This is a genomic window from Reyranella sp., from assembly GCF_965279465.1.
Taxonomy (GTDB): domain Bacteria; phylum Pseudomonadota; class Alphaproteobacteria; order Reyranellales; family Reyranellaceae; genus Reyranella.
This window is the reverse complement of record NZ_OZ257242.1, coordinates 3,638,335-3,660,984: the sequence shown is the minus strand read 5'-3', so window position 1 is coordinate 3,660,984 and position 22,650 is coordinate 3,638,335. Positions and strand designations below refer to the sequence as shown.

Genomic DNA, 22,650 nt, shown 5'->3' with positions numbered 1-22,650 from the left:
AAAGGAACCTCCGCCCCTTCTCACTCGGTCGGACAAGGGCTTAGCCTGCTGCGCGGGAGGGGGTCAACGCGGCGTGTTCGTCTCCGCACTTCGCCGATGTCCCAGACGGACACGAATAGCCGTCTCGTCGAGCCGTCCTTTTGAGGCATTCCGCCATGGTGCGTACACGGAGGCGAACTGTCGGAGCAATTCAGCAGGCTCGCGTCGCGAGGTCATGAAACGTTCACTCGGCAGCGGTACAGGACGCGAACAAACGAATCGGAGAACGACATGCACCGCTCATCTCGCCGCCAAGCGATCAAGCTCCTTGCCGGCGTGCCGATGTTGCCGCTGGCCGGCACGACCGCGGCGTCCCTGCTGACCGCGTTTGCCGGTCCCGCCCGCGCCCAGTCGGCGACGTTCGCCACTGCCACGTTCAGCTCGATGCCAGCGCCCACTCTCGCCGATCCCGCGGCCATGGCGACGACCACGATCGGCTCGACGCTCACCGTCACCATGAGCGACAGCACCACCCACCAGTTCAAGCTCGCCTACCAGCCCTTTTTCATCACCGGCGACATGGTGCCCGACGGCAAGGGCGGCACGATTCTCGCGGGCGGCTATGTCGACATCGACAACAAGCCAATCATCGACAAGTCGGTGGCGAGCAAGGAGCGGCAGATATTCTCCGACGGACCCGACGGCACCTCGCTGCTCGCGCTGCCGGACGCCGCTGTGCCGGGGATCAAGGGCAAGCCGGTGTTCGCCGTCGTGCAGTTCGAGTACACGAGCGGCGACCAGAGCGGCGCCCGCACCTACGGCACCCTGCCCTCGCCGATCGCCGTCCTCACCCTCGACCAGGACCAGAGCACCGGTAAGCTGACCTTGGCGAAGTACCACAATGTGGACACGTCCAAGGCGCACGGCCTGTGGATCACCTGTGGCGCCAGCCTGTCGCCGTGGAACACCCATCTGTCGAGCGAGGAGTACGAGCCCGACGCGGCCTCGATCGCCGGCAACAAGATCTTCAAGCAGTTCAGCCGCAATCTCTACGGCGACGAGACCAAGGCCAATCCCTATCACTACGGACATCTGCCGGAGATCACGGTTCACCCCGATGGCACTGGAACCGTCGTGAAGCACTATTGCCTGGGCCGCATCTCGCACGAGCTGGTGCAGGTCATGCCAGACAGTCGCACCGTTCTGATGGGCGATGACGCGACCAACAGCGGACTCTTCATGTTCATCGCCGACAGGCCCAAGGACCTGTCGGCCGGCACGCTCTACGTCGCCAGGCTCGGCGAGGGTTTCTCGATCGATCCCGCCGCGCCGGGTGCCGCGCTCACGTGGGTCAAGCTCGGCCACGCAACCAGCGCCGAGATCGAGAAGCGCGCGGACACGCTGAAGACACCCGACATCATGGCGGTGTCGATGACCGACCCGAACGATCCGAGCTACACCAAGATCTTCGCCAACGGCGAGGCCAACTGGGTCAAGCTCAACGCCGGCATGGAGAAGGCAGCCGCCTTCCTCGAGACCCATCGCTACGCCTATCTCGCCGGCGGCAGCATGGGCTTCAGCAAGATGGAAGGCACCACGGTCAACGCCAAGGACAAGATCGCCTACTCGGCCCTGCAGAACATGGTCGATTCGATGGTGAAGACCGGCAAGGGCTGGAACGCCGCGAGCGGCGTCGCGCTCGACAAGCCGCTGGTCGCGGGCGGCATCCTCGCCCACAATCTCGCCGGCGGCCAGAAGGACACCAGCGGCGCTGCGATCGACAGCGAGTGGGTGCCGGTCAAAACCAGGATGCTGATGGTCGGCGAGGACATCCCCCCCGACGCGCTGGGCAACATTGCGGCCGTCGACCGCGTGGCCAATCCCGACAACCTCAAATTCTCCGAGAAGATGAGAACCCTCTTCATCGGCGAGGACAGCGGCACGCACGTCAACAATTTTCTGTGGGCCTACAATGTGGACACCAAAGAGCTGTCGCGCGTGATGTCGCTGCCGTCCGGCGCCGAATCGACCGGCCTGCATGCGGTCGACGAGATCAACGGCTGGACTTACATCATGAGCAATTTCCAGCACTCCGGCGACTGGCAGAAAGGCCTGCACGACAAGGTCAAGCTGACGCTCGACCCGCTGGTGCGCGCCAACTACCGCGACCGCTTCGGTGCCGCCGTGGGGTACATCACGGCCGAGCCGACCAGCATCAAGATCTCGCAGAGCTGACGAATAGGCGACGATCGGACGCTTTCACCGAACCGCGTGGCGGTTTCGATGTCGGTCATCGACACCGCCGCGAATCACCGCTGAAGTTCCAGCCCAGGTTGGCGCGCGGTTTCGGGCAAGATCCTCAGCGGATCAAGACGTCCGAGCGAAAGAGCAGCCGGTCCTACGCTGCGCTGCGGTCGACGGCGAGCCGGCCGCACGCGTCCGCCGCGATCTCGAAGGAGCGGAGCCGGGCGGCGTGGTCGAAGATCTGCGCGGTGAGCATCAGCTCGTCCGCCTTGGTCTCGGCGATGAGCGCTTCCAATCGCCCTTGAACGACGTCCGGAGTACCGACCGCGGAACACGACAGCGCCTGCTCCACACCCGCCCGCTCCATGGGCGACCAGTGGCCGTCCATGCTGTCGAGCGGGGGCGGCAGCGGTCCGGGTGCGCCACGCCGCAGGCTGATGAACTGCTGCTGCAGCGACGTGGAGAGACGACGCGCCTCGGCCTCCGTCTCCGCGGCGAACACGTTGACGCCGACCATGGCATAGGGTCGCTCGAGCTGCTCGGACGGCCGGAACTGCGCACGATAGAGGCCCAACGCCGGCATCAGGTCGGCCGGCGCAAAATGCGATGCGAACGCAAACGGCAGGCCGAGCGCTGCGGCGAGTTGCGCGCTGTAGGTGCTCGAACCGAGCAGCCAGAGAGGAATGCGCGATCCGGCCCCGGGCACCGCGCGCACGGCCTGGCCCGGCCGCACCGGCCCCAGCAGGGCCTGCAACTCCAGGACGTCGCGCGGGAAGTTCTCGGCATTGCCCGTGAGGTCGCGGCGCAACGCGCGCGCCGTGCGTTGGTCGGTGCCCGGCGCGCGGCCGAGGCCGAGATCGATGCGGTCTCCGTAAAGCGATTGAAGCGTGCCGAACTGCTCGGCGATCACCAAGGGCGCGTGGTTCGGCAGCATGACGCCGCCCGATCCGACGCGGATGGTCCTGGTGCCGCCGGCAACGTAGCCGATCGCCACGGCGGTCGCGGCGCTGGCGATGCCGGGCATGTTGTGATGCTCGGCGAGCCAGAACCGCTTGTAGCCCCAGCGTTCGGCGTGCTGGGCAAGATCGAGCGTATTGCGGAAGGCCTGGGCGGCATCGCTGCCCTGATTGATCGGCGACAAGTCCAGGATCGAAAAAGGAATCACATGCATCTCCGTGGGCCCACGGATGTAGGAAGCCGCACTGCCTTGTGCCACTTCGGCACGCGCGGAGCGGAACAATCAGCCTTCGAGCAGAGCGTCGTAGCCCCGCGCGTTGAACTGCAGCAGGCACAATCCGTGGCCGAACGGATCGGCAAGCATGGCGATTCTGCCGTAGGGCGTGTTCTTGGCAGGTGCTTCGAGCGTCGCCCCGGCCGCGACCGCCCGCGCGACGGCGGCATCGACGTCGCCGACTACGACGTCGACGTGGAATGGCGTCCAATGCCGCTCGTAGCGCCGCAGATCGCCGCCGGCGCCGACCGTGCCGGCGTTCTTGGCCAGGAGATAGACTGGCGACTCCCAGCCCAGCAGCTCGACAAAGTCCTTGCCGAAGCGCCGACCGATCTGCAGGCCGAAGGCCGCGGTGTAGAAACGCTCGCCGCTCGCGGTGTCGGGCACATCGATGTTGATCAGCAAGCTCATGGCGGGCCTTTCAGTGGATCTGGTGTCGACTATGGAAACACGGGCAAACCGCGCCAGCGGTTTTCGGACCTCATCGTTCCCCGCCGCTGCTATCATCCGCCCGTTATCGGGGAGAAGACGCAAGATGCCATCGCTGTTGGCCAGGAACGCCGACGTTCTCGTCACCATGGATGGAGCGCGCCGGGAGCTGCGCAATGCCGGGCTCTACGCCGAGGACGGCATCATCAAGCAGGTCGGACCGACCGCCGAGCTGCCGGCAACCGCCGATACGGTGATCGACCTCGGCGGCCAGATCGTCCTGCCGGGCTTCGTCAACACGCACCACCATCTCAACCAGACGTTGACGCGCAATTTCCCCGGTGCGCAGAACAACAACCTTTTCCCCTGGCTGAAGGCGCTCTACCGCGCCTGGGCGCGCACCGACGCGGAAGGCTCGCGCGCGAGCACCCTGATCGGGCTGGCTGAGCTCGTCCAGTCGGGCTGCACCACGGTGTTCGACCACACCTACGTCTTCAAGAACGGCAACAATGTCGACTGCCAGATCGAGGCGGCACGTGAGCTGGGCGTGCGCTTCCATGCCAGCCGCGGCTCGATGTCTTTAGGCGAATCGAACGGCGGGCTGCCGCCGGACGATTGCGTCGAGGACGAGGACTTCATCCTCGCGGACAGCCAGCGGGTCATCGAGCGCTATCACGACGCCTCGGTGGGTTCGATGACGCAGGTCGTGCTGGCGCCCTGCTCGCCGTTCTCGGTCACCGCCAACCTGCTGAAGGAGTCGGCGGCCCTCGCCCGCCACTACAAGGTCAAGCTGCACACCCACTTGTGCGAGACGCTGGACGAGGAGCGCTACACGCTCGAGCGTTTCGGGCTTCGCCCGGTCGACTGGATGGAGACGCTGGGTTGGCTGGGCGAAGACGTGTGGTTCGCGCACGCCATCCATGTCGACGACGCCGAGATCGCCAAATTCGCAGCGACGGGCTGCGGCGCGGCACACTGCCCCTGCTCCAACATGCGGCTCGGATCCGGCATCGCGCCGGTCAAGAAATACATGGCGGCCGGCGTGAAGGTCGGATTGGGCGTTGACGGCTCGGCCAGCAACGACTCCTCGAACATCCTCATGGAAGCGCGCCAGGCGATGTTGCTGGCGCGGCTCCGGCTCGGCCTGCTGCCGCCCGAGGGACCACGCAAATACATGTTCCTGTCGCAATCCCATCCAGTACGCGCCGGCGAATGGATGACGGCGCGCGAAGCGCTCGAGCTCGCCACGATCGGCGGCGCGCGGGTGCTGGGACGCAGCGACATCGGCTCGCTCGAACCCGGCAAATGCGCGGACTTCTTCTCGCTCGACCTCGATACCGTGGCCTATGCCGGCGGCCTGCACGACCCGGTCGCGGCCGTGCTGTTCTGCGCGCCGCAGCAGGCGCGGCATACGGTGATCAACGGCAAGCCAGTGGTGCGCGACGGCGAGATCGTCACCATGGACATGAAGCCGGTGATCGCCATGCACAACCGTTGCGCGGCGAATCTGCTCGAGGACTGAGCGGTGACGGTCAGTCGTGCTGCGTCGGGAAATGCCCCTCGACGCGGCGGTGTTTTGCCTTGCGTGGGCTCCATTCCCGCAGGCGCTGGAAGACGACGTAGAGCATCGGGATGAGGAAGATGCCGATTGTGCTGGCGACGATCATGCCGGCGAAGACCGACGTGCCGATATCGCGCCGGCTGATCTGCGCGGCGCCATGCGCCCAGACCAGCGGCACGAGTCCCAGGATGAAGGCGAACGACGTCATCATCACCGAGCGGAACCGCATGCGCGCGCCGAGGACGGCTGCATGGGCGAGCTCCATCCCCTTCTCGCGCTGCTCCTTGGCGAACTCCACGATCAGGATGCCGTTCTTGGCGGCGAGCGCGATCAGCACGACAAGGCCGATCTGGGCGTAGAGATCGAGCGTGAGGCCGGCGATCAGGATACCGCCATAGGCTCCCAGCACACCGACCGACACCGACAGCAGCACGGGAATCGGGATGATCCAGCTCTCGTAGAGCGCCACCAGGAACAGGAAGGCGAAGATCACGGCCAGCGCCAGGATCGGCCCGGTCTGACCCTGCGCCTCGTATTCCTGGAACGCCGTGCCCGTCCATTCGAAGGCGAAGCCCTGCGGCAGCGTCTTGTCCGACACCTCCTTCATGGCGACAAGCGCATCACCCGAGGAGCGGCCGGGAGCCGGCGCGCCGTTGATGGTGATCGATCGGTAGTTGTTGTAACGGGTGATCACCTGCGGGCCGAGGACGAAGCGCAGCTCGGCGATCGAGCGCATCGGCACCATCTCGCCCTGCTTGTTGCGCACCTGTATCTGCCAGATGCTCTCGATGCGGCGCCGGTCCTCCGCCTCGCCCTGGATGTTCACCTGCCAGGTGCGGCCGTAGAGGTTGAAGTTGTTGACGAACAGCCCGCCCAGGGTCGATTGCAGCGCCTGGAAGACGTCGTTCATGCCGAGCCCGAGCGCCTGCGCCTTGTCGCGGTCGATGTCGAGATAGATCGACGGATTGCTGGCGGTGAAGGTCGAGAAGACGCGGCTGAGACGCGGGTCCTGGTTGGCTGCGGCGACCAGTCCCTGCATGACGCTGCCCAGCTGCACCGGGTCCTGCCCCTCCAGCGCCTCGAGCTGGTACTCGAAGCCCCCGCTGGTCGACAGTCCGATGATGGGCGGCAGGTTGAAGGCGACGATGTTGGCGGTGCGCACCTGCCCGCCCTCGGCGAACATGCGGCGGATCAGGGCCTGCGCCGAATCGGCCGCGCCGCGGCGGTCCTCGAACGGCTTGAGCTTGGCCACGGCGAAGGCGGCGTTCGATGTGTTCGCCCCGTCGAGCAGCGAGAAACCGATCACGGCGAACACGTCCTGCACCTGCGGCATCTTCTTCAGGATGGCTTCGACCTGGCGCACCGTCTCGCTGGTACGCGCCACCGAGGCGCCGGGAGGAAGCTGGACGTTGAGGAAGAACGCGCCCTGATCCTCTTCCGGCAGGAAGCTGGTCGGCGTGATGCGCGCCAGACCGAAGATGCCGGCGCCGATCAGCGAGACCAGCGGGATCGAGACCAGCGAGATACGGATCAGCCGCTGCACGATCCTCGCGTATCCGTCGCGCACCAGGTTGATGCCGCGCAGCAGATGATAGATGGGACCACGGGTCGGGATCTCGTGGCGCAGGAAGATCGCGCAGAGCGCGGGCGAGAGGGTCAGCGCATTGATCGCCGAGATCAGCATGGCGATGCTGATGGTGACGGCAAACTGGCGAAAGAGCTGGCCCGAGATGCCGGGAATGAAGGCAACCGGCACGAACACCGAGAGCAGCACCAGGCTGATGGCGATGATCGGTCCGGTGATCTGGCGCATCGCCTCGAGCGTCGCCTCGTGCGGTTCCAGCTCGGGATGCTCCTGCATCACACGCTCGACGTTCTCGACCACGACGATCGCATCGTCGACGACGATGCCGATTGCCAGTACGAGCGCCAGCAGCGACACGGTGTTGGCCGAATAGCCCATCATCTGCAGGAAGGCGAAGGTGCCGATCAGGCTGACCGGCACGGCGATTGCCGGGATGATGGTGGCGCGCAGGCTGCCCAGGAACAGGAAGACGACGATCACGACCAGGATGAAGGCCTCACCCACCGTCCACAGCACCTCGCTGATCGTGTCGGTTACGAACACCGTCGAGTCGTAGACCACGCGCGCCTTGAGATCCTCCGGGAAGCGGGCGCTGAGCTTGGCGATCGTGCGAGCGACGGCGCTGGCGGTTGCCACCGCGTTGGCGTCGGGCGCGAGATAAAGCGCCATGCCGACCGAGGGCAGGCCGTTGATGCGCGTCTCGGTATCCTCGTTCTGCGCCCCCATCTCGACCCGCGCCACGTCGCCGATCCGCAGCACCGAGCCGTCCGGGTTGGCGCGCAGCACGATCTTCTGGAATTGCTCGGGCGTCGTGAGCGTCCCTTGCGTCTGGACGTTGAGCTGGAACTGCTGGTCGCTCGGCACCGGCCGCGAGCCGATGCGGCCGACCGGCGCCTGGATGTTCTGCTGCTGGATCGCCTGCACCACGTCCGACGGCGCGAGGTTGAGGCTGGTGAGGCGCTGGATATCGAACCAGATGCGCATCGAGTAGTTGAGCCGGCCGAACAGCAGAGCCTGCCCGACGCCCGGCACCCTCGCCAGCTCGTCGAGCACGTTGATCGTGGCGTAGCTCGTGATCGCCACCGGCGACATCTTGCCGGTCTCGCTGTAGAGATTCATGAACTGCAGGATCGCGGCCGAGCGCTTGATCACGGTCAGGCCCTGGACCTGCACCGCCTGCGGCAGCTGCGGCAGTGCCGTCTGCACCCTGTTGTTGACGTTGACCGTGGCGGTGTCGGGATTGGTGCCGACCGCGAAGGAGACGGTGAGGCTGTAGCTGCCGTCGTTGCCGCTGGTCGACTTCATGTAGATCATCTTGTCGACGCCGACGATCTGGGCCTCGAGCGGCTGGGCGATCGCCGCCTCGACAACCGCGGCCGACGCACCGGGATAGAACGCCGACACCTGAACGCGCGGCGGCACGATGTCGGGGAACTGGGCCACCGGAATGCGCAGCATCGCCAACCCGCCTGCGAGGGTCATGACAATGGCGATGACCACGGCAAGGCGTGGCCGGCGGATGAACGCAGCGGAGATCACTGCCGTGCGCCGCCCGTCACTGTCCCAGGAGGCGGCTGGACTTGCGCCGCGGGCGGCCCCGGCGACACGGTCTGGCCGGGGCGGACCCGCTGGATGCCGTCGACGATCACGCTCTCGCCATCCTTAAGGCCGCTGATGATCGACGCGAAGGCCGGCGTCGACTGGCCGAGCTTGACGCGGCGCTTCTCGGCCTTGTTGTCCTTGTCGACCACGAAGACGTAGTCGCCCTCCTGGTCGGCCAGCACCGCGGCACGCGGCACCGCGAGGGCGTCGGTCGGCTCGACGTCCTCGAGCACCGCCGTCACGAGCTGGCCGTCGACCAGCATGCGTCCGCCGCCTTGCCGGGGGTTGGGCACGGCGCCGCGCAGGAGCATGGTGTCGGTGTTGCCGGTCACCGAGTTGTCGACGAAGTCGAGCCGTCCGGTCCGGTCGTACAGGCTACCGTCGGGCAGGCGGATGCGGATCACCAGCGCGCTCGACTTCCCGCCGCTGCGCCGCTGAAGTTCCATCACAGTGCGGGTCGGCACCGGGAAGACGACGTACATCGGATCCTGGCTGACGATCGACACGAGGGTCCCCGTGCTGTTGCTGACATAGTTGCCCGCTGTCACCGCGGTACGGCCGATCTTGCCGTCGATCGGCGCCTTGATCTCGGTGTAGTCGAGGTTGATGCGCGACTGCTGGAGCTGCGCCTCGGCGCCCAGGATTTGCGCTTTCAGCGCCTGCTCGGCAGCGGAGGCCGCATCATATGCCGCCTTCTGGCCGGCCGGCGTCTTGAGCAGCTGCTCCGTGCGATCGAGCACCGCCTGCGCATTCTTGAGCTGCGCCTTGAACTGCGCGACCAACGCCTCCTTGGCCTGGACGTCGGCGCGGAACGGGCCCTGCTCCAGCCGATACAGCAGGTCGCCCTTCTTGACCTCCGTGCCCTCGGTGAACAGCACCTCGTCCAGATAGGCGGAGACGCGTGCCACGAGGTTCACGCGGTTGGTCGCCTGGATACGCGCGATGTACTCGGTCGATTGCGTCACCGGCTGGCGCGAGGCGGCGATCACGCCCACGGCCGGCGGCGCCGCGCCCGGCTGCTGGGCCATGGCAGTGCCGCCGACGAACAACGCCAGCGCCAGAATCAGACGAGCCCCGAATCCCACCACCCTGTTACCACCGTTTTCGTCTTGTTGGTTGCAGTATACACATCCTGTTTCGAATGGGAGCGCGGTATGGCGGGCAAGACCTATGTCGGCATCGGCGGATGGACATTCGAGCCGTGGCGCGGCGTGTTCTACCCCGATGATCTCACACAGAAGCGTGAGCTCGAATATGCGAGCCGCAAGCTCACATCGATTGAAATCAATGGGACGTACTATTCGAGCTTCAAGCCGGCGAGCTGGGCCAAGTGGCGCGCCGAGACACCGGACGGCTTCGTCTTCTCCATGAAGGCCTCGCGCTTCTGCACCAACCGGCGCGTTCTCGCCGACGCCGGGGAGTCGATCGGGCGCTACGTGAACCAGGGGCTGGTCGAGCTCGGCGACCGGCTGGGACCGATCAACTGGCAGTTCATGGCGACCAAGAAGTTCGACGCCGAGGACGTCGAGGCGTTCCTCGAGTTGCTGCCGAAGCAGGTCGGCAAGCTGCCGCTGCGCCATGCCCTCGAGGTCCGCAACGACACCTTCAAGGACGAGCGCTTCTACGACCTCTGCCGCAAGCACAATGTCGCGATCGTCTATGCGCACGACAAGGATTTTCCCGAGATCGACGAACCGACCGCCGACTTCACCTACGCCCGCCTGATGGGCGCCGAGGAGAAGGTGAAGACCGGCTACAAGCCGGCCGAGCTCGACAAGTGGGCGAAGAAGGCCAAGACCTGGACGAAGAAGGGCGATGCCTTCATCTACTTCATCTCGGGTGCGAAAGTGCGCAATCCTGCGGCGGCGCAGGCGCTGATCGAGAGGCTCAAGTGATCCATCCCTTTCCTGCGGGCTTCCGCACTCAAGACATCGACGCCGGTGGCGCTACGATCCACACCCGCATCGGCGGAACGGGTGCACCGGTTGTCATGCTGCACGGCTTTGCGGATACCGGCGACATGTGGGGGCAGGCAGCGACCGCGGTCGCGGGCAACCACACCGTCGTCGCGCCCGACCTGCGCGGCATGGGGCTCTCGTCGCAGCCCGGCGGCGGCTACGACAAGAAGACCCAGGCGCTCGATATCGCGGGCGTCCTCGATGTGCTCAAGATCGGCAAGGTCCAGCTGGTCAGCCACGATATCGGCAACATGGTGGCCTATGCCTTCGCCGCCCAGTTCCCCGAGCGGGTGACTCGCTGGGTGGCGATCGATGCGCCGATCCCGGGCATTGGCCCGTGGGAAGAGATCCTGAAGAGCCCGATGCTGTGGCACTTCAATTTCCGCGGCCCTGACATGGAGCGTCTCGTTGCCGGTCGGGAGCGAATCTATCTCGACCGCTTCTACAACGAGCTGTCGGCTGATCCGAAGGCGATCGACGAGGCGACGCGCGATCACTACGCCGCGCTCTATGCACGGCCGGGCAACATGCATTGCGCCTTCGAGCAGTTCGCCGCCTTCGCGCAGGACGCGACCGACAACAAGGCGCTGGCGCTCAAGGGCAAGCTCGCCATGCCAATTCTGGCCGTCGGCGGCGACAAGTCGTTCGGCACGATGCAGGCCGAGGTCATGCGAGTCGTGGCAAGCGATGTGGTGGCACAGGTGCTCGCCAATTCCGGCCACTGGGTGATGGAGGAGCAACCGGCCGCCATGACCGCGATGATCAAGAGCTTCTTGGAGAAGTAGCGGCCGCTTCACCGCGCCGACAACGACGGCTTGACAGGCGCCGTGCCGTACCTAGATACTTAACGTCATGGTTAACTATCAAGCCTCGACCCTCGATCGCACCTTCGCCGCCCTCGCCGATCCGACCCGCCGTGCCCTGCTGGCGCGGCTCGACCAGCAGGACACCGTGTCGGTCAGCGAGCTCGCCCGCCCCTTCCCGGTATCGTTGCCGGCCATCATGAAGCATCTCGACGTGCTGTCGGATGCAGGGCTGATCAGCCGGACCAAGACCGGCCGCACCGTGGCCTGTCAACTCACCCCGGCGCCGATGGAGCAAGCGATGAACTGGCTCGCCCACTATGAGCGCTACTGGACCGAACAGCTCGACCGTCTCGCCGCATTCCTGGAGCAAGATCAATGGCAACCAAGCCCAGCCTCGTCCTCAAGCGCCGCATCAAAGCCGCCCCGGAAAAAGTCTACGAAGCGTGGACCCGGCCGGAGCAAATGACGCGCTGGTGGGGCGTCACCGAGAATCCCAAGCCGCCGGTCGCCGAGACCGACCTGCGCGTCGGCGGCCGCTTCCGCGTGCAGTTCTGGGACCCCGAGAACGAACATCACAGCGTCAGCGGCACCTATCGCGAGGTCGTGCCCAATCGCAAGCTGTCGTTCTCCTGGGCGTGGCAGAGCACGCCCGAGCGCGAGTCGCTGGTCACCATCGACCTCAACCCGGTCAATGACGGCACCATGCTGACGCTGACGCACGAGCAGTTCTTCAGCGAGCAGGCGCGCGACGACCATGGCCGCGGCTGGGGCATGGCGCTCGACCGGCTGGAGGCGCTCTTCCCATGAACCTCGAATTCTATCGCACGCCGATCGCGCTCAGCGATCCGGGGAAGCAAGGCCCGCTGTTCGACGACTTGCCACGCGGTCCTGAGCCGTTGGCGGCAGTCGTACAGGGCCTGCTGATGCACCAGCACGTCGCTTCGACCTATCCGGTGACCTTGAGCACCGCGCAAATCGAGCAGGCGCATGTCCGCTCGGTCGAGGAGATGCTGACCGAAATCGTGGCGCACGATACGCGGCCGTTGCACGCGGCGCGCCCGGCGGACGAGCGCCAGGTCGGAGTCTGCCGCCACTTCACGCTGCTGCATGTCGCCATGCTGCGCCGGAAGGGCGTTCCCGCGCGAGCCCGCTGCGGCTTCGCCGCCTACTTCGTGGCGGGAAAGTACCTCGACCATTGGGTGACCGAATACTGGAACGACAAGCGCGGCACCTGGGTGCTGTTCGACGCGCAGCTCGATGCCCATCAGCGGGCGCTCTTCAAGGTTACATTCGACCCGGCCGACGTGCCGCGCGATCAGTTCCTGGTCGCCGGCGATTGCTGGCAGCTTTGCCGCGCTGGCAAGACCGATCCGATGGATTTCGGCGTCCTCGACCTGTTCGGGTGGTGGATGATCGCCGGCAACGTCGTGCGCGATATCGCGGCGTTGAACAATCTCGAGATGCTGCCATGGGACTGCTGGGGACCGATGCCGCGCCCCGGTGAAAATCCGGACTTCGCGCTGTTCGACCGGCTGGCGGTGCTGTCGCAAGAACCCGACTCGCATTGGGACGAATTGCGCGAGGTTTACGCCACGACCCTGGCGGTGCCGCCGCAGGTCGTGAACGCCGTCCGAAACCGTATCGAAACGACGTGAAAGGAGAAGTCGATGCAAGCCCACAAGACCGTCTCGCGAGAGGAATGGCTCGAGGCCCGGCGCGCCCTGCTCGCCAAGGAAAAGGCCGCCCTGAAGCAGCAGGACGCGCTGGCTGCGGAGCGTCGTGAGATGCCCTGGGTGAAGGTCGAGAAGGATTATGTGTTCGATGGACCCGACGGCAAGGAGACGCTGGCCGACCTGTTCGCCGGCCGCAGCCAGCTGATCGTCAAGCACTTCATGCTGGGGCCCGACTGGGAGCAGGGCTGCCTGGGCTGCTCGTTCGGTGCCGACCAGCTCGACAGCCAGCTCGTCCACCTGATCAACCACGACGTCATGCTGGTCGCTGTCTCTCGCGCGCCGCTGCCCAAGATCCAAGCCTTCCAGAAGCGCATGGGCTGGCACTTCAAGTGGGTATCGTCGTTCGGCTCGGACTTCAATTTCGACTACCACGTCTCCTTCACCGAGGAGGACAAGGCGCGCGGCAAGGTATTCTACAACTTCGAGGCGATGGCCTATGCAGGCGACGAGTTGCCGGGTTTCAGCGTGTTCACCAAGGATGAAGCGGGCCAGCTATTCCACACTTATTCGGTGTTCTCCCGCGGCACCGACCAACTCGGCAGCACCTACTCCTTCCTCGACCTTACGCCGAAGGGCCGCAACGAGCCGCCTGGCGGCAACCTGACCGCCTGGGTCCGGTACCACGACAAATACGAGGAAAAACCCGCCGATTCCTGCTGCCATGGCTAGGCCGGATGGGTGTAAGCTTGGATCGTGCAGAGGAGACACCCATGCCCGCAATTTCACTCGACCACTGGAACATCTACTGCAAGGACCTGAAGGCGACCGTCGACTTCTACGAGAAGTACGTCGGCCTGTACGCCGGTGACCGTCCGCCGTTCAACTTCCCTGGCGCCTGGCTCTATGCCGGCGAGAAGCCGATCCTCCACCTCGTTTCGGAGACCGGCCACAAGGCCCACGGCAGCGGTGCCATCGACCACGTCGCGATCAACTGCTCGGACATCCGCGGCACGATCGACCGGGCGAAGGCGGACAACATCCCCTTCGAGGTCAAGAAGGTGCCGGCGCGGCCGCTGCAGCAGGTCTTCCTGCACGATCCCGATGGCGTGATGATCGAGCTCAACTTCTGGCACGAGGCCGAAGTCCCCGAGATCGACAAGTCGGACAGCCTGCCGGGCGAGAAGACCCGCGCGGCCGTCCCGGCCTGAGCCTTCGCTCTAGTCCAGTGTCGGAGTAGCGCTGAGCCGCTCCCAGTAATTGGCCGGCAGAAGATCCCTGCCGGCCAGAAGATGGCCGAGGTATTCGCGCGTCGGCCTGAGACCGTCGCCAACCTTGAGCGCAACGTAGACGACCGCGTCGACCGAATCGCCCGTGTCGGCGCGCACCACGTGCACGGTGCGGCGTTCGTAGTGGCCGCCCGCCACGCCTTCCCAGATGTCCAGCACCTCGAGGCCGGCTTCCGGCATCTCGTTCAGCGTACCGTGCACGGACTCGCCGGGCGCCGCCACGATGTTGCAGGCGGCAGCGCCCGGGGGCGAACGCGCGATCTTGTTGAAGATCAGTCGCCAGCCGTCGAGCCGCCCGCCGACGCGCGGGCCCATCTGCACTGACCGCTCCTTCAGCCGTTGGTCGCTGAGCCGCGCCGGATTCATGTTCGAGCCGTAGGCAAAGTACCACACCATCACAGCCTCCAGACCCGCACCGGCTCGTCATAGCCGCGGACCGCGAGCAGTCCGAGATCGATCGCGTCGCTCGCCGCCGCGGCAGCCCGCACCGGCTCGGACAGCAGCAGCCGGGCGCCGGTCTCCTTGGTGAGCTGCTCGAGCCGCGCGGCGAGGTTCACCGTGTCGCCTATGGCGGTGTACTCCTTGCGCCGTGGCGAGCCGATCGAGCCGGTGACCGCCTCGCCGATATGGATGCCGATGCCGATCTTGAGCATCCGGCCGGGGTTGGCCTGGTTCCAGCCGTCGACCGCGAGAAGCATGGCCCGCCCCGCATTCAGGGCATTGGCCGCCGCCGCCGGATCGGCCAGTGCCGCGCCGAACAGAGCCAGGAAGCCGTCGCCCAGGAACTTGTTGATGAAGCCGTGGTTGCGGTCGACGATCTCGATCATCTCGGCAAAGAAATCGTTCAGCAGCGTGACCGTCTCGTCAGCCGAACGGTTGCGTGTCATGGCAGTGAATCCGCGGATGTCGAGGAACATCACGCAGACCGTGCGCTTGGCGCTCTGCAGCTCGGCGTCAAGCAGCTGCTCGACCACGACCGGCGACACGTGCTGGCCGAACAGGTTGGTCACCCGGTCGCGCGCCGCGGCCGCGGCGACCGAATTCTCGAACTGCTGGCGCAAGGTACGGGCGACGATCGCGGCCGCCACTCCCGCCAACATGAGCATGACGCTGCGGCCGAAGTGATAGATCAGCGTTTCGTCCGGCCGGCCGCCGGCCGGATCGATCGGCAGCAGGATCACAGCCAGCACGAAGAGCTGGACTGCGGCAACCGCGCCAGTCCACAGCGAGAGCCAGAAATCGAGCCGCAGGGTCGACAGCACGATGAACACGAAATAGAGCATCGGCGGCCAGAAACCGAAGACGAGCTGCGGCTCCATGTGGCGCGCCAGCACATAGATGACCGCGCCGGGCATGCTGGTTTCGACCAGCACATTTGCGAAACGCGCGGGTTGCGGGAAGTCGCGGCCGGTCGCAAGCCGGTATCGGAGCACGGCAAGGGCAACGATCTCGAACAGGATGAACGGCCCGACGCCGGCGAGCGGCACCCACCACTGGATACCGTCCGGGAACAGGCGGTTGCGCAGCTCGGGCAGCAGCAGCAGGCTGGTCGAGCTGACGCACAGGACGAGGATCAGGACCACCGCGACGACGCGCATGCGCTTCTGCTCGCTGCGCAGGATCTCGCGCCGCAGCGCATGGGCATAGGCGCCCGGGGCAGCATCAACCATCGTCCGGCGAGGCTAGCCAGCGGATGCCCGCGCGTCGAGGACATGCTAGGGAGTTGGCGATGGAGCTTAAGGAGTTTGCGCGTCAGCTGCAGGGCAAGGCCGCCAACCTGGCGCTGCGTATGCCCATCTCCTGGGTCAATCTCCTGGCCGGCGCGCCGATCACGGTCGACGGCCGGACGCTCGACACGCGTACCCAATGGTTCCTGCAGTTGCTGGCCCGCTCGGGCCAGAAGCCGATGCACATGCTGGGTGTCGCGCAGGCTCGCGTCGAGTTCGACCTCTTCCAGCCGGTGCTGTCGGGCCGGCCGGCGCCGGTCGGCGAGATCGTCGATCGCACCATCGCCGGGCCGGGCGGACGGCTCCGCGTGCGCCTCTACCGGCCGGCCGGATCGGTCGCGCGCCTGCTACCGACCGTCCTCTACCTGCACGGCGGCGGCTGGGTGATCGGCAGCCTCGAGGCCTACGACCTGCCGTGCCGATTCTTCTGCGCGCGCAGCGGCTGCGCCGTGGTGGCAGTCGACTACCGCCTCGCCCCCGAGCACAAATTCCCGGCCGCCCTCGACGACGCCGTGGCAGCCTTCCGCTGGCTCGCGGCGGAATCGGAAGAGCTCGGCATCGACCCCGACCGTATCGTCGTCGCCGGCGATTCGGCGGGTGGGACGCTCGCAGCCGTGGTGGCGCAGCAGGTGCGCGGCGAGGCGCGCACGCCCTGCCTGCAATGGCTGATCTATCCCGCGACCGACCTCGGTGCCGAGACGCCTTCGCGCGCCTCCTGCGGCGAGGGCTTCCTGCTGACCCGGACCGACATGGAGTGGTTCCGCGGCCTTTATCTCGACGATCCGGCCGAGACTGCCGATCCGCGCGTGTCGCCGTTGCGCGCGCCCGATCTTTCGGGCCTGCCGCCGGCGCTGATCTTCACCGCCGGCCTCGACCCGCTGCGCGACGAAGGCCAGGCCTATGCCGAGCGGCTGGGCACAGCCGGGGTGAAGACCGTGCATCGCGAATTCGATTCGCTGATCCACGGCTTCGTTGGTATGCGCGGTGCATTGCAGGCGGCGGCACGGGCGATGGATGATATGGTGACGGGGCTTCGGCACGAGCTGGCACGGCTGGGCCGATGAGCAGGCAGGATCTTTGGGGATGACCGAGCAGGTGATGACGACGGTGGCGCGGACGACGGGGAGCGAGCGGTCCGGGCGGCGCGAGCAGAACAAGGCGGAGAACCGTGCCGCGTTGCTCAAGGCGGCGCGCTCCGTGTTCGCGGAGATCGGCTATGGCGCGGCCGGCGTGCGCGACATCGTGCGCCGCACCGACCTCGCCTCAGGCACCTTCTACAACTACTTCAAGGACAAGGACGAGATCTTCGAGGCGGTGGTGCGCGAGATGAGCGTCGAGCTGATGCGGCGCCACCGCGGCGGCCGGGCCCGGGCGCGTACTGCCGAGGAATTCTTCCGCAGCCATATCTCGACCTACATCAACTTCGTGGTCGACGATCCGGAGATCCTGGCGTTCGGCCGCAACAACGTCACGCCGATCCGCATGATGTTCGAGAAGCCCGACCTGCAGAGCATGGCGCGGCAGACCTTTGACGACGTCAAGGCTGCCATCGAGCGCGGCGTGTTGCCCGACGTCGATCTGGGCTACCTCGTCCCGGTCCTGTCGGGCGTGGTGTTCGAGATCTCCGTCGCCATGGTGGCACGCGACCCCATCGACACCGAAGGCGCGATCGAATTCGCAACGCGCCTCATGATGGGCGGCATCGGCAACCTGCCGAAGCGGGGCAGCTGACTCACGTCTCCTCCTCCGTCGGACGGGGGAGGAGAAATGATGGGACTTAAGGCCCCTTCGCGATCACGTTGCGCAGCACGCCGATGCCCTCGATCTCGACCTCGCAGACGTCACCCGGCTTCAGCCAGGGCTGCGGGGTGCGCGCCATTGCCACGCCTGACGGCGTACCGGTGATGATGATGTCGCCCGGATCCAGCGTCATGACCTTGCTCAGCTCGTGCACCAGGGTCGGCACGTCGAAGATCAGGTCGTCGGTGCTGCTGTCCTGCATCGTCTCGCCGTTGACGCGGGTCATGATGCGCAGCGGCGCGGCACCCTTGGGCAGCTCCTCGGGCGTCACGATGTCGGGGCCGAAGCCGCCGGTGGCATCGAAGTTCTTGCCGAGGGTGAACTGGCCGCCCGACTTGCGCTGCCAATCGCGGATCGAACCGTCGTTGAAGCAGGCATAGCCGCCGATCACCGATAGCGCCTTTTCCAACGGCACGTTGCGGCACTTCTTGGCGATCACGATGGTGAGCTCGGCCTCCCAATCGTACTGCTCCGAATGCGAGGTCGACAGCATCTTGCCGTTGTGCGGCACCAGCGTGTTGTTGAAGCGGGTGAACACGACTGGATAGTCCGGAATCTTGGCACCGGTCTCCTCCGCGTGCTTGCGGTAGTTCAGGCCGATGCACAGGATCTTGCCGGGCGCCGGGATCGGGCACAGGTACTTGGCCGATTTCTCCGCCACGGTCGCGCCGGCCTTCGGCTTGGCGCAGGCCTTGGCGACCTCGGCCTGGAGCTTCTTGCCGCCGGCCAGGATCTCGACGACCGTCTTCGGGCCGCGCGGCATCTGCTTGCTGAGATCGATCACCTTGCCGTCGCCCAGCTTGACGCCGACGGCCGGTTTTCCGCCGCTATTGATCGTGCAAAGTCGCATTTTGGCTCCCCTTTTGGAATTATTAGAATCTCGCGGCGCGTAAACTCCTCCGTCCCGCGAACGCGGTCAAGCAAAGCCGCCGCTGATAGGGTCTCACCATGCGTTTCCTGCGTTTGCTGCTGTTCCTGACTTTCCTGCCCCTCCCGGCGAACGCTCAGCTGGTCGCCCCCCTCACCCTGCCCGACGGCCGCATCGCCTGCACCCAGGGCCAGACTGGTGTCGGGCGCGTCAGCGCCTGGAAGGCCGTGCCCGATCCGGCCGCGCCGAGCGGCTGGGCGCTCAGCGAGACCGCGGGCGATGCGACCGACCTCCGATTCCCGCTCTGCATCTCCGAGCAGACCGTGGCCCGCGACCTCGATGCCACCCTGCGCTTCAAGGCCGTCGGCGGCAGCCACGCGCGGGCCGCCGGCCTCGTCCTGCGCGCCCAGAGCGCCAACGACTATTACGTCGTCCGCGCCGATGCCCTGGAAGGCTCTGTGCGGCTCTATCGCATGGCGCGCGGCCGGCGCGCCCAGATCGCGGCCAAGGACGTCGAGGTCACGAGCGATCAGTGGCACGCCTTGAGGGTCGTCCTGAAAGGCAACGACTTCGAGGTCTCGTTGGACGACACGCCACTGTTCAAGGCGACCGACGCCAGCCTGCCGCAATCCGGCACCGTCGGCGTCTGGAGTCAGGCCGACAGCATCATCCTGTTCGGCTCGCTCCTGGTGGCGCCGCCACCCTAAGCGAGGCCGAAGCTGAGCTTGATCGCCGTGACCAGGCCGTTGACCGCGATGCTCGCCAGGATCAGGCCGAACACCCGGCTGATGATCTCGATGCCGGCGCGGCCGAGCAGGCGGAAGAGCAATCCCGACATCGCATAGAGGCCGAACAGCGCGACCATGCACAGCACCAGCTCGACCGTCGTGGTCACCTGTTCCCTGAAGGTCCGGACGTTGTTGTCCGTCAACAGCACGACGGTCAGCATGGCGCCCGCGCCGGCGATGCCCGGCATGGCCAAGGGGTAGATCGACCGCTCGAGCAGCGACGATCCCGCCGGAATGGACGCGGCCTCTTCGGTCACCTTGCCGAGCACCATCTTCAGCCCGAACAGCAGCAGCACGATCGAGCCCGCGAGCTGGAAGGACGGCATCGCGATGTGCAGTGCATTGAGAAGGAGCTGGCCGCCGACGATGAAGAACAGCAGCACGCCGAAGGCGATGGAAACGGCATAGGCCGCCACCTGGAGGGATTGCTTGCGGCCGAGGCCGGCGGTCGCGGCGAGGAAGATCGGAACGGTCGCGACCGGATCGAGAATGACGAACAGCGTCACCAGCTCGTAGACGAAAGTGTGCGTGAATGCCGTCCCCAAGCGTCCCTCACGATCTTGCCGCGATCAGCGCTCCCACCAGCTCGACGAAGCCTGCGCCGGAGCGCGCCTGCGTCACCCAGCGCGGAAGGGCTGGCATCGCCCCGGCAAAGTCACGCACGTTCGCAACGCCGACGCCATTGGGAAAAAACCCGAACATCGTTGAATCGTTCGGCGAATCGCCGGAGAAGATATAGTGCTCCGCGTCGTGCGCGAGATCGACGCCGAACAGTTCCGCCATCATCGCCCTGCTGGTGGTGAGCTTGTCGTAGTCGCCGAACCAGCCATTGACGTGGATGGAGCTCACCTTGGCGTGCGCGCCGTGCCGCTCGAAGATGGCGACGATGCGCTCGACGTCGGACATGGGCAGCGGCGGGACGTCCTCGCGGAAATCGATCGCGAGATCGGCGAGGCGATACGGTTGTTCGGAGGCGATGCCGGCCCCCGGCACCTCGCGCAGCACGTCGGCACGGACGGCCTCCAGCCGGCGGCGACCGTCGGTCCGGTCGGCTTCCGACTGGATGAAGCGGATGCGCAGCTTGCCCCGTCTGGCGTCGTGCCACATCCAGAAGGCGCCGTTCTCGCCGACCACCGCGTCGACCGGCCAGAAACGCGCGATCATATCGCACCAGCCGGCTGGTCGGCCGGTGACGGGAATGACCAGAAAGCCCGCCTGCTTCAGCGCCTCGAGGGCGCCATAGGCCTCGGCGGTCAGGCGGCCGTCGGTCGAGACCGTTCCGTCGATGTCCGTCAGAACGCCACGGATGGCGGCCAGCGTCGTCTTGGGGCAGTCAGATAGCGGCTTCACGGGCACTTCTTAGCATGGCGCCAGGCCGGGACAGGGTCTAAAACCCGCGCATGATACCGCGTTATTCCCGACCGCAAATGGCGGCCATCTGGGCCCCCGAGAACCGTTTCCGCATCTGGTTCGAGATCGAGGCGCACGCCTGCGACGCAATGGCGGAAATGGGGGTCATTCCCAAGGACGCGGCCAAGGCGATTTGGGACGGCGGCGCCAAGGCGATGGCGGCCCTCGAGGCCCAGCCCGCCGTCGAAGTCGAGAAGATCGACGCCATCGAGCGGGTCACCAGGCACGACGTCATCGCCTTCCTGACCTGGCTGGGCGAATTCATCGGGCCGCAGTCGCGCTTCGTGCATCAGGGCATGACCTCGTCGGACGTGCTCGACACCAGCTTCGCCGTCCAGCTCACCCAGGCGGCGGACATCCTGCTGGCCGACGTCGACCGGCTGCTGGCGGCGCTGAAGAAGCGCGCGCTGGAGCACAAGGACACGCTGATCATCGGCCGCAGCCACGGCATCCATGCCGAGCCGACGACCTTCGGCGTCAAGCTCGCCGGGCACTACGCCGCCTTCATGCGCAACCGCGCGCGGCTGGTGGCAGCAAGGGCCGAGATCGCGACCTGCGCCATCTCAGGGCCGGTCGGCACCTTCGCCAACGTCGATCCCAGGATCGAGGAGCACGTCGCTGCGAAGCTGGGGCTCGCAATCGAGCCGGTCTCGACGCAGGTCATCCCGCGCGACCGTCACGCCGCATTCTTCGCGGCTCTCGGCGTCGTTGCCTCTTCGCTCGAAAATCTCGCCACCGAGATCCGCCACCTCCAGCGCACCGAAGTGCGCGAGGCGGAGGAGTTCTTCTCGGAAGGCCAGAAGGGCAGCTCCTCGATGCCGCACAAGCGCAACCCGGTGCTGACCGAGAACGTCACTGGCCTGGCCCGCGTGGTCCGCAGCGCGGTGACCCCGGCCCTGGAGAACGTGACCTTGTGGCACGAGCGCGACATCTCGCATTCCTCGACCGAGCGTTACATCGCGCCCGATGCCACCGGCACGCTCGACTTCGCCCTGAACCGCATGGCCGGCGTGGTCGAGCAGCTCGTGGTCTACGCCGACCGCATGAAGGCCAATCTCGACGGTCTGGGCGGGCTGGTCTTCTCGCAGCGCATCCTGCTGGCGCTGACCCAGAAGGGCATGAGCCGCGAAGCCTCCTACGCGGCGGTCCAGCGCAATGCGATGGAGGCCTGGCGCGGCAACGCTTCGCTCCTGGCGCTGTGCCGCTCCGACAAGGAGATCAGGGAGTTCCTGGCCGACGACGAACTGGTCGCCCTGTTCGATATGGGTTACCATACCAAGCATGTCGACACGATCTTCAAGCGCGTGTTCGGCTAGGGCTTCACTTCGGCCATGACCTGCTGCGTCGCCACGACCAGCATGCGCTCGGCCTGCTTGCGAATCGTGTGCTCCTCGGTCGGTTTTCCAGCCGCCGAGAGATCGCGCATGAGCGTATGAACCACGTCGTGTTCGCCGGACTTCTCGAAGTCGGCCATGACGATGTCACGCGCATAGGTTTCGGCGTCGGCGCCGGCCTTGCCCATCAGCCCGGCCGCCCACAGACCCAACATCTTGTTCTTGCGAGCGCGTGCCTTGAACTGCAGCTCCATGTCGTGCGCGAACTTGTGCTCAAAGGCCTTCTCACGCTCGTCGAATGTCGTCATTTCAGCCGCTCCGCATAAGGCTCGTCGCGGCGGTTTATAGCAGCACGGCGCGCCCTTTCCA

23 protein-coding genes are annotated in these 22,650 nt (G+C 66.1%); 13 read left to right on the top strand and 10 right to left on the bottom strand.

What is annotated here, in order from left to right:
* Positions 1-270 precede the first annotated feature (270 nt).
* Entirely contained in the window at positions 271-2,214 is a 1,944-nt protein-coding gene (locus tag ACQY8M_RS17915; protein ID WP_428674639.1) for a PhoX family protein, read from the top strand.
* Positions 2,215-2,377: 163 nt separating this feature from the next.
* On the opposite strand, the gene ACQY8M_RS17910 is transcribed toward ACQY8M_RS17915, so the two are convergent.
* Together ACQY8M_RS17910 and ACQY8M_RS17905 are read right to left on the bottom strand one after the other, a co-directional pair.
* A complete protein-coding gene (locus ACQY8M_RS17910) occupies positions 2,378-3,388 on the bottom strand; it encodes an LLM class flavin-dependent oxidoreductase (protein ID WP_428674637.1) in 1,011 nt (336 codons plus the stop codon).
* Positions 3,389-3,463: 75 nt separating this feature from the next.
* Positions 3,464-3,865 carry a VOC family protein gene (locus ACQY8M_RS17905; protein ID WP_428674635.1) on the bottom strand — a complete coding sequence of 134 codons (402 nt, stop codon included), beginning with the start codon at positions 3,863-3,865 and terminating at the stop codon, positions 3,464-3,466.
* A gap of 124 nt (positions 3,866-3,989) precedes the next feature.
* Between ACQY8M_RS17905 and ACQY8M_RS17900 the strand changes: the two genes are divergently transcribed.
* Positions 3,990-5,405 (top strand): 8-oxoguanine deaminase, encoded by a 1,416-nt coding sequence (locus tag ACQY8M_RS17900; RefSeq protein WP_428674633.1) that lies wholly within the window; start codon positions 3,990-3,992, stop codon positions 5,403-5,405.
* 10 nt (positions 5,406-5,415) lie between these two features.
* On the opposite strand, the gene ACQY8M_RS17895 is transcribed toward ACQY8M_RS17900, so the two are convergent.
* Together ACQY8M_RS17895 and ACQY8M_RS17890 are read right to left on the bottom strand one after the other, a co-directional pair.
* Complete coding sequence (locus ACQY8M_RS17895) at positions 5,416-8,568, bottom strand: efflux RND transporter permease subunit (RefSeq protein WP_428674631.1); 3,153 nt, start codon at positions 8,566-8,568, stop codon at positions 5,416-5,418.
* Positions 8,565-9,659: an efflux RND transporter periplasmic adaptor subunit gene (locus ACQY8M_RS17890; protein WP_428674629.1), complete on the bottom strand. Its 1,095-nt coding sequence runs from the start codon at positions 9,657-9,659 to the stop codon at positions 8,565-8,567. Before ACQY8M_RS17890 ends, ACQY8M_RS17895 begins: the two co-directional genes overlap by 4 nt.
* Positions 9,660-9,785: 126 nt before the next feature.
* Between ACQY8M_RS17890 and ACQY8M_RS17885 the strand changes: the two genes are divergently transcribed.
* The 7 genes from ACQY8M_RS17885 (at position 9,786) to ACQY8M_RS17855 (ending at position 14,276) form a co-directional block, all read left to right on the top strand.
* Positions 9,786-10,526 (top strand): DUF72 domain-containing protein, encoded by a 741-nt coding sequence (locus ACQY8M_RS17885; protein ID WP_428674627.1) that lies wholly within the window; start codon positions 9,786-9,788, stop codon positions 10,524-10,526.
* The gene (locus ACQY8M_RS17880; protein WP_428675382.1) at positions 10,526-11,374 is read left to right on the top strand and encodes an alpha/beta fold hydrolase; all 849 of its coding nucleotides are present in this window, start codon (positions 10,526-10,528) and stop codon (positions 11,372-11,374) included. Before ACQY8M_RS17885 ends, ACQY8M_RS17880 begins: the two co-directional genes overlap by 1 nt.
* A 67-nt stretch (positions 11,375-11,441) precedes the next feature.
* Entirely contained in the window at positions 11,442-11,861 is a 420-nt protein-coding gene (locus ACQY8M_RS17875) for an ArsR/SmtB family transcription factor (protein WP_428674625.1), read from the top strand.
* Positions 11,771-12,202, top strand: coding sequence for an SRPBCC family protein (locus ACQY8M_RS17870; protein ID WP_428674623.1), 432 nt, complete (start codon positions 11,771-11,773; stop codon positions 12,200-12,202). The genes ACQY8M_RS17875 and ACQY8M_RS17870 overlap by 91 nt, the downstream gene beginning before the upstream one ends.
* Positions 12,199-13,050, top strand: coding sequence for a transglutaminase domain-containing protein (locus ACQY8M_RS17865; RefSeq protein ID WP_428674621.1), 852 nt, complete (start codon positions 12,199-12,201; stop codon positions 13,048-13,050). The genes ACQY8M_RS17870 and ACQY8M_RS17865 overlap by 4 nt, the downstream gene beginning before the upstream one ends.
* Positions 13,051-13,062: 12 nt before the next feature.
* Positions 13,063-13,797, top strand: coding sequence for a DUF899 domain-containing protein (locus tag ACQY8M_RS17860; RefSeq protein WP_428674619.1), 735 nt, complete (start codon positions 13,063-13,065; stop codon positions 13,795-13,797).
* Positions 13,798-13,838: 41 nt separating this feature from the next.
* Positions 13,839-14,276 (top strand): VOC family protein, encoded by a 438-nt coding sequence (locus tag ACQY8M_RS17855; RefSeq protein WP_428674617.1) that lies wholly within the window; start codon positions 13,839-13,841, stop codon positions 14,274-14,276.
* Positions 14,277-14,285: 9 nt separating this feature from the next.
* On the opposite strand, the gene ACQY8M_RS17850 is transcribed toward ACQY8M_RS17855, so the two are convergent.
* Together ACQY8M_RS17850 and ACQY8M_RS17845 are read right to left on the bottom strand one after the other, a co-directional pair.
* A complete protein-coding gene (locus ACQY8M_RS17850) occupies positions 14,286-14,750 on the bottom strand; it encodes a gamma-glutamylcyclotransferase family protein (protein ID WP_428674615.1) in 465 nt (154 codons plus the stop codon).
* Positions 14,750-16,024 carry an adenylate/guanylate cyclase domain-containing protein gene (locus ACQY8M_RS17845; RefSeq protein WP_428674613.1) on the bottom strand — a complete coding sequence of 425 codons (1,275 nt, stop codon included), beginning with the start codon at positions 16,022-16,024 and terminating at the stop codon, positions 14,750-14,752. Before ACQY8M_RS17845 ends, ACQY8M_RS17850 begins: the two co-directional genes overlap by 1 nt.
* A 59-nt stretch (positions 16,025-16,083) precedes the next feature.
* Here ACQY8M_RS17845 and ACQY8M_RS17840 point away from each other — a divergent pair, with 59 nt between their 5' ends.
* Both ACQY8M_RS17840 and ACQY8M_RS17835 read left to right on the top strand, forming a co-directional pair.
* Complete coding sequence (locus ACQY8M_RS17840) at positions 16,084-17,145, top strand: alpha/beta hydrolase (protein ID WP_428674611.1); 1,062 nt, start codon at positions 16,084-16,086, stop codon at positions 17,143-17,145.
* Between the two features lie 19 nt (positions 17,146-17,164).
* A complete protein-coding gene (locus ACQY8M_RS17835; protein ID WP_428674609.1) occupies positions 17,165-17,812 on the top strand; it encodes a TetR/AcrR family transcriptional regulator in 648 nt (215 codons plus the stop codon).
* Between the two features lie 46 nt (positions 17,813-17,858).
* Here ACQY8M_RS17835 and ACQY8M_RS17830 read toward each other — a convergent pair whose 3' ends face one another.
* Positions 17,859-18,731: a fumarylacetoacetate hydrolase family protein gene (locus ACQY8M_RS17830; protein WP_428674607.1), complete on the bottom strand. Its 873-nt coding sequence runs from the start codon at positions 18,729-18,731 to the stop codon at positions 17,859-17,861.
* A gap of 98 nt (positions 18,732-18,829) precedes the next feature.
* Between ACQY8M_RS17830 and ACQY8M_RS17825 the strand changes: the two genes are divergently transcribed.
* Entirely contained in the window at positions 18,830-19,456 is a 627-nt protein-coding gene (locus tag ACQY8M_RS17825; protein WP_428674605.1) for a hypothetical protein, read from the top strand.
* Here ACQY8M_RS17825 and ACQY8M_RS17820 read toward each other — a convergent pair.
* Together ACQY8M_RS17820 and ACQY8M_RS17815 are read right to left on the bottom strand one after the other, a co-directional pair.
* Positions 19,453-20,082: a MarC family protein gene (locus ACQY8M_RS17820; RefSeq protein ID WP_428674603.1), complete on the bottom strand. Its 630-nt coding sequence runs from the start codon at positions 20,080-20,082 to the stop codon at positions 19,453-19,455. The genes ACQY8M_RS17825 and ACQY8M_RS17820 overlap by 4 nt on opposite strands.
* 7 nt (positions 20,083-20,089) lie before the next feature.
* Positions 20,090-20,887 carry an HAD-IIB family hydrolase gene (locus ACQY8M_RS17815; protein ID WP_428674601.1) on the bottom strand — a complete coding sequence of 266 codons (798 nt, stop codon included), beginning with the start codon at positions 20,885-20,887 and terminating at the stop codon, positions 20,090-20,092.
* 50 nt (positions 20,888-20,937) lie between these two features.
* Here ACQY8M_RS17815 and purB point away from each other — a divergent pair, with 50 nt between their 5' ends.
* A complete protein-coding gene (purB, locus tag ACQY8M_RS17810) occupies positions 20,938-22,263 on the top strand; it encodes an adenylosuccinate lyase (protein WP_428674599.1) in 1,326 nt (441 codons plus the stop codon).
* Here the strand turns inward: purB and ACQY8M_RS17805 are convergent.
* Positions 22,260-22,589 carry a DUF1476 domain-containing protein gene (locus ACQY8M_RS17805; protein WP_428674597.1) on the bottom strand — a complete coding sequence of 110 codons (330 nt, stop codon included), beginning with the start codon at positions 22,587-22,589 and terminating at the stop codon, positions 22,260-22,262. The genes purB and ACQY8M_RS17805 overlap by 4 nt on opposite strands.
* Positions 22,590-22,650: the final 61 nt, after the last annotated feature.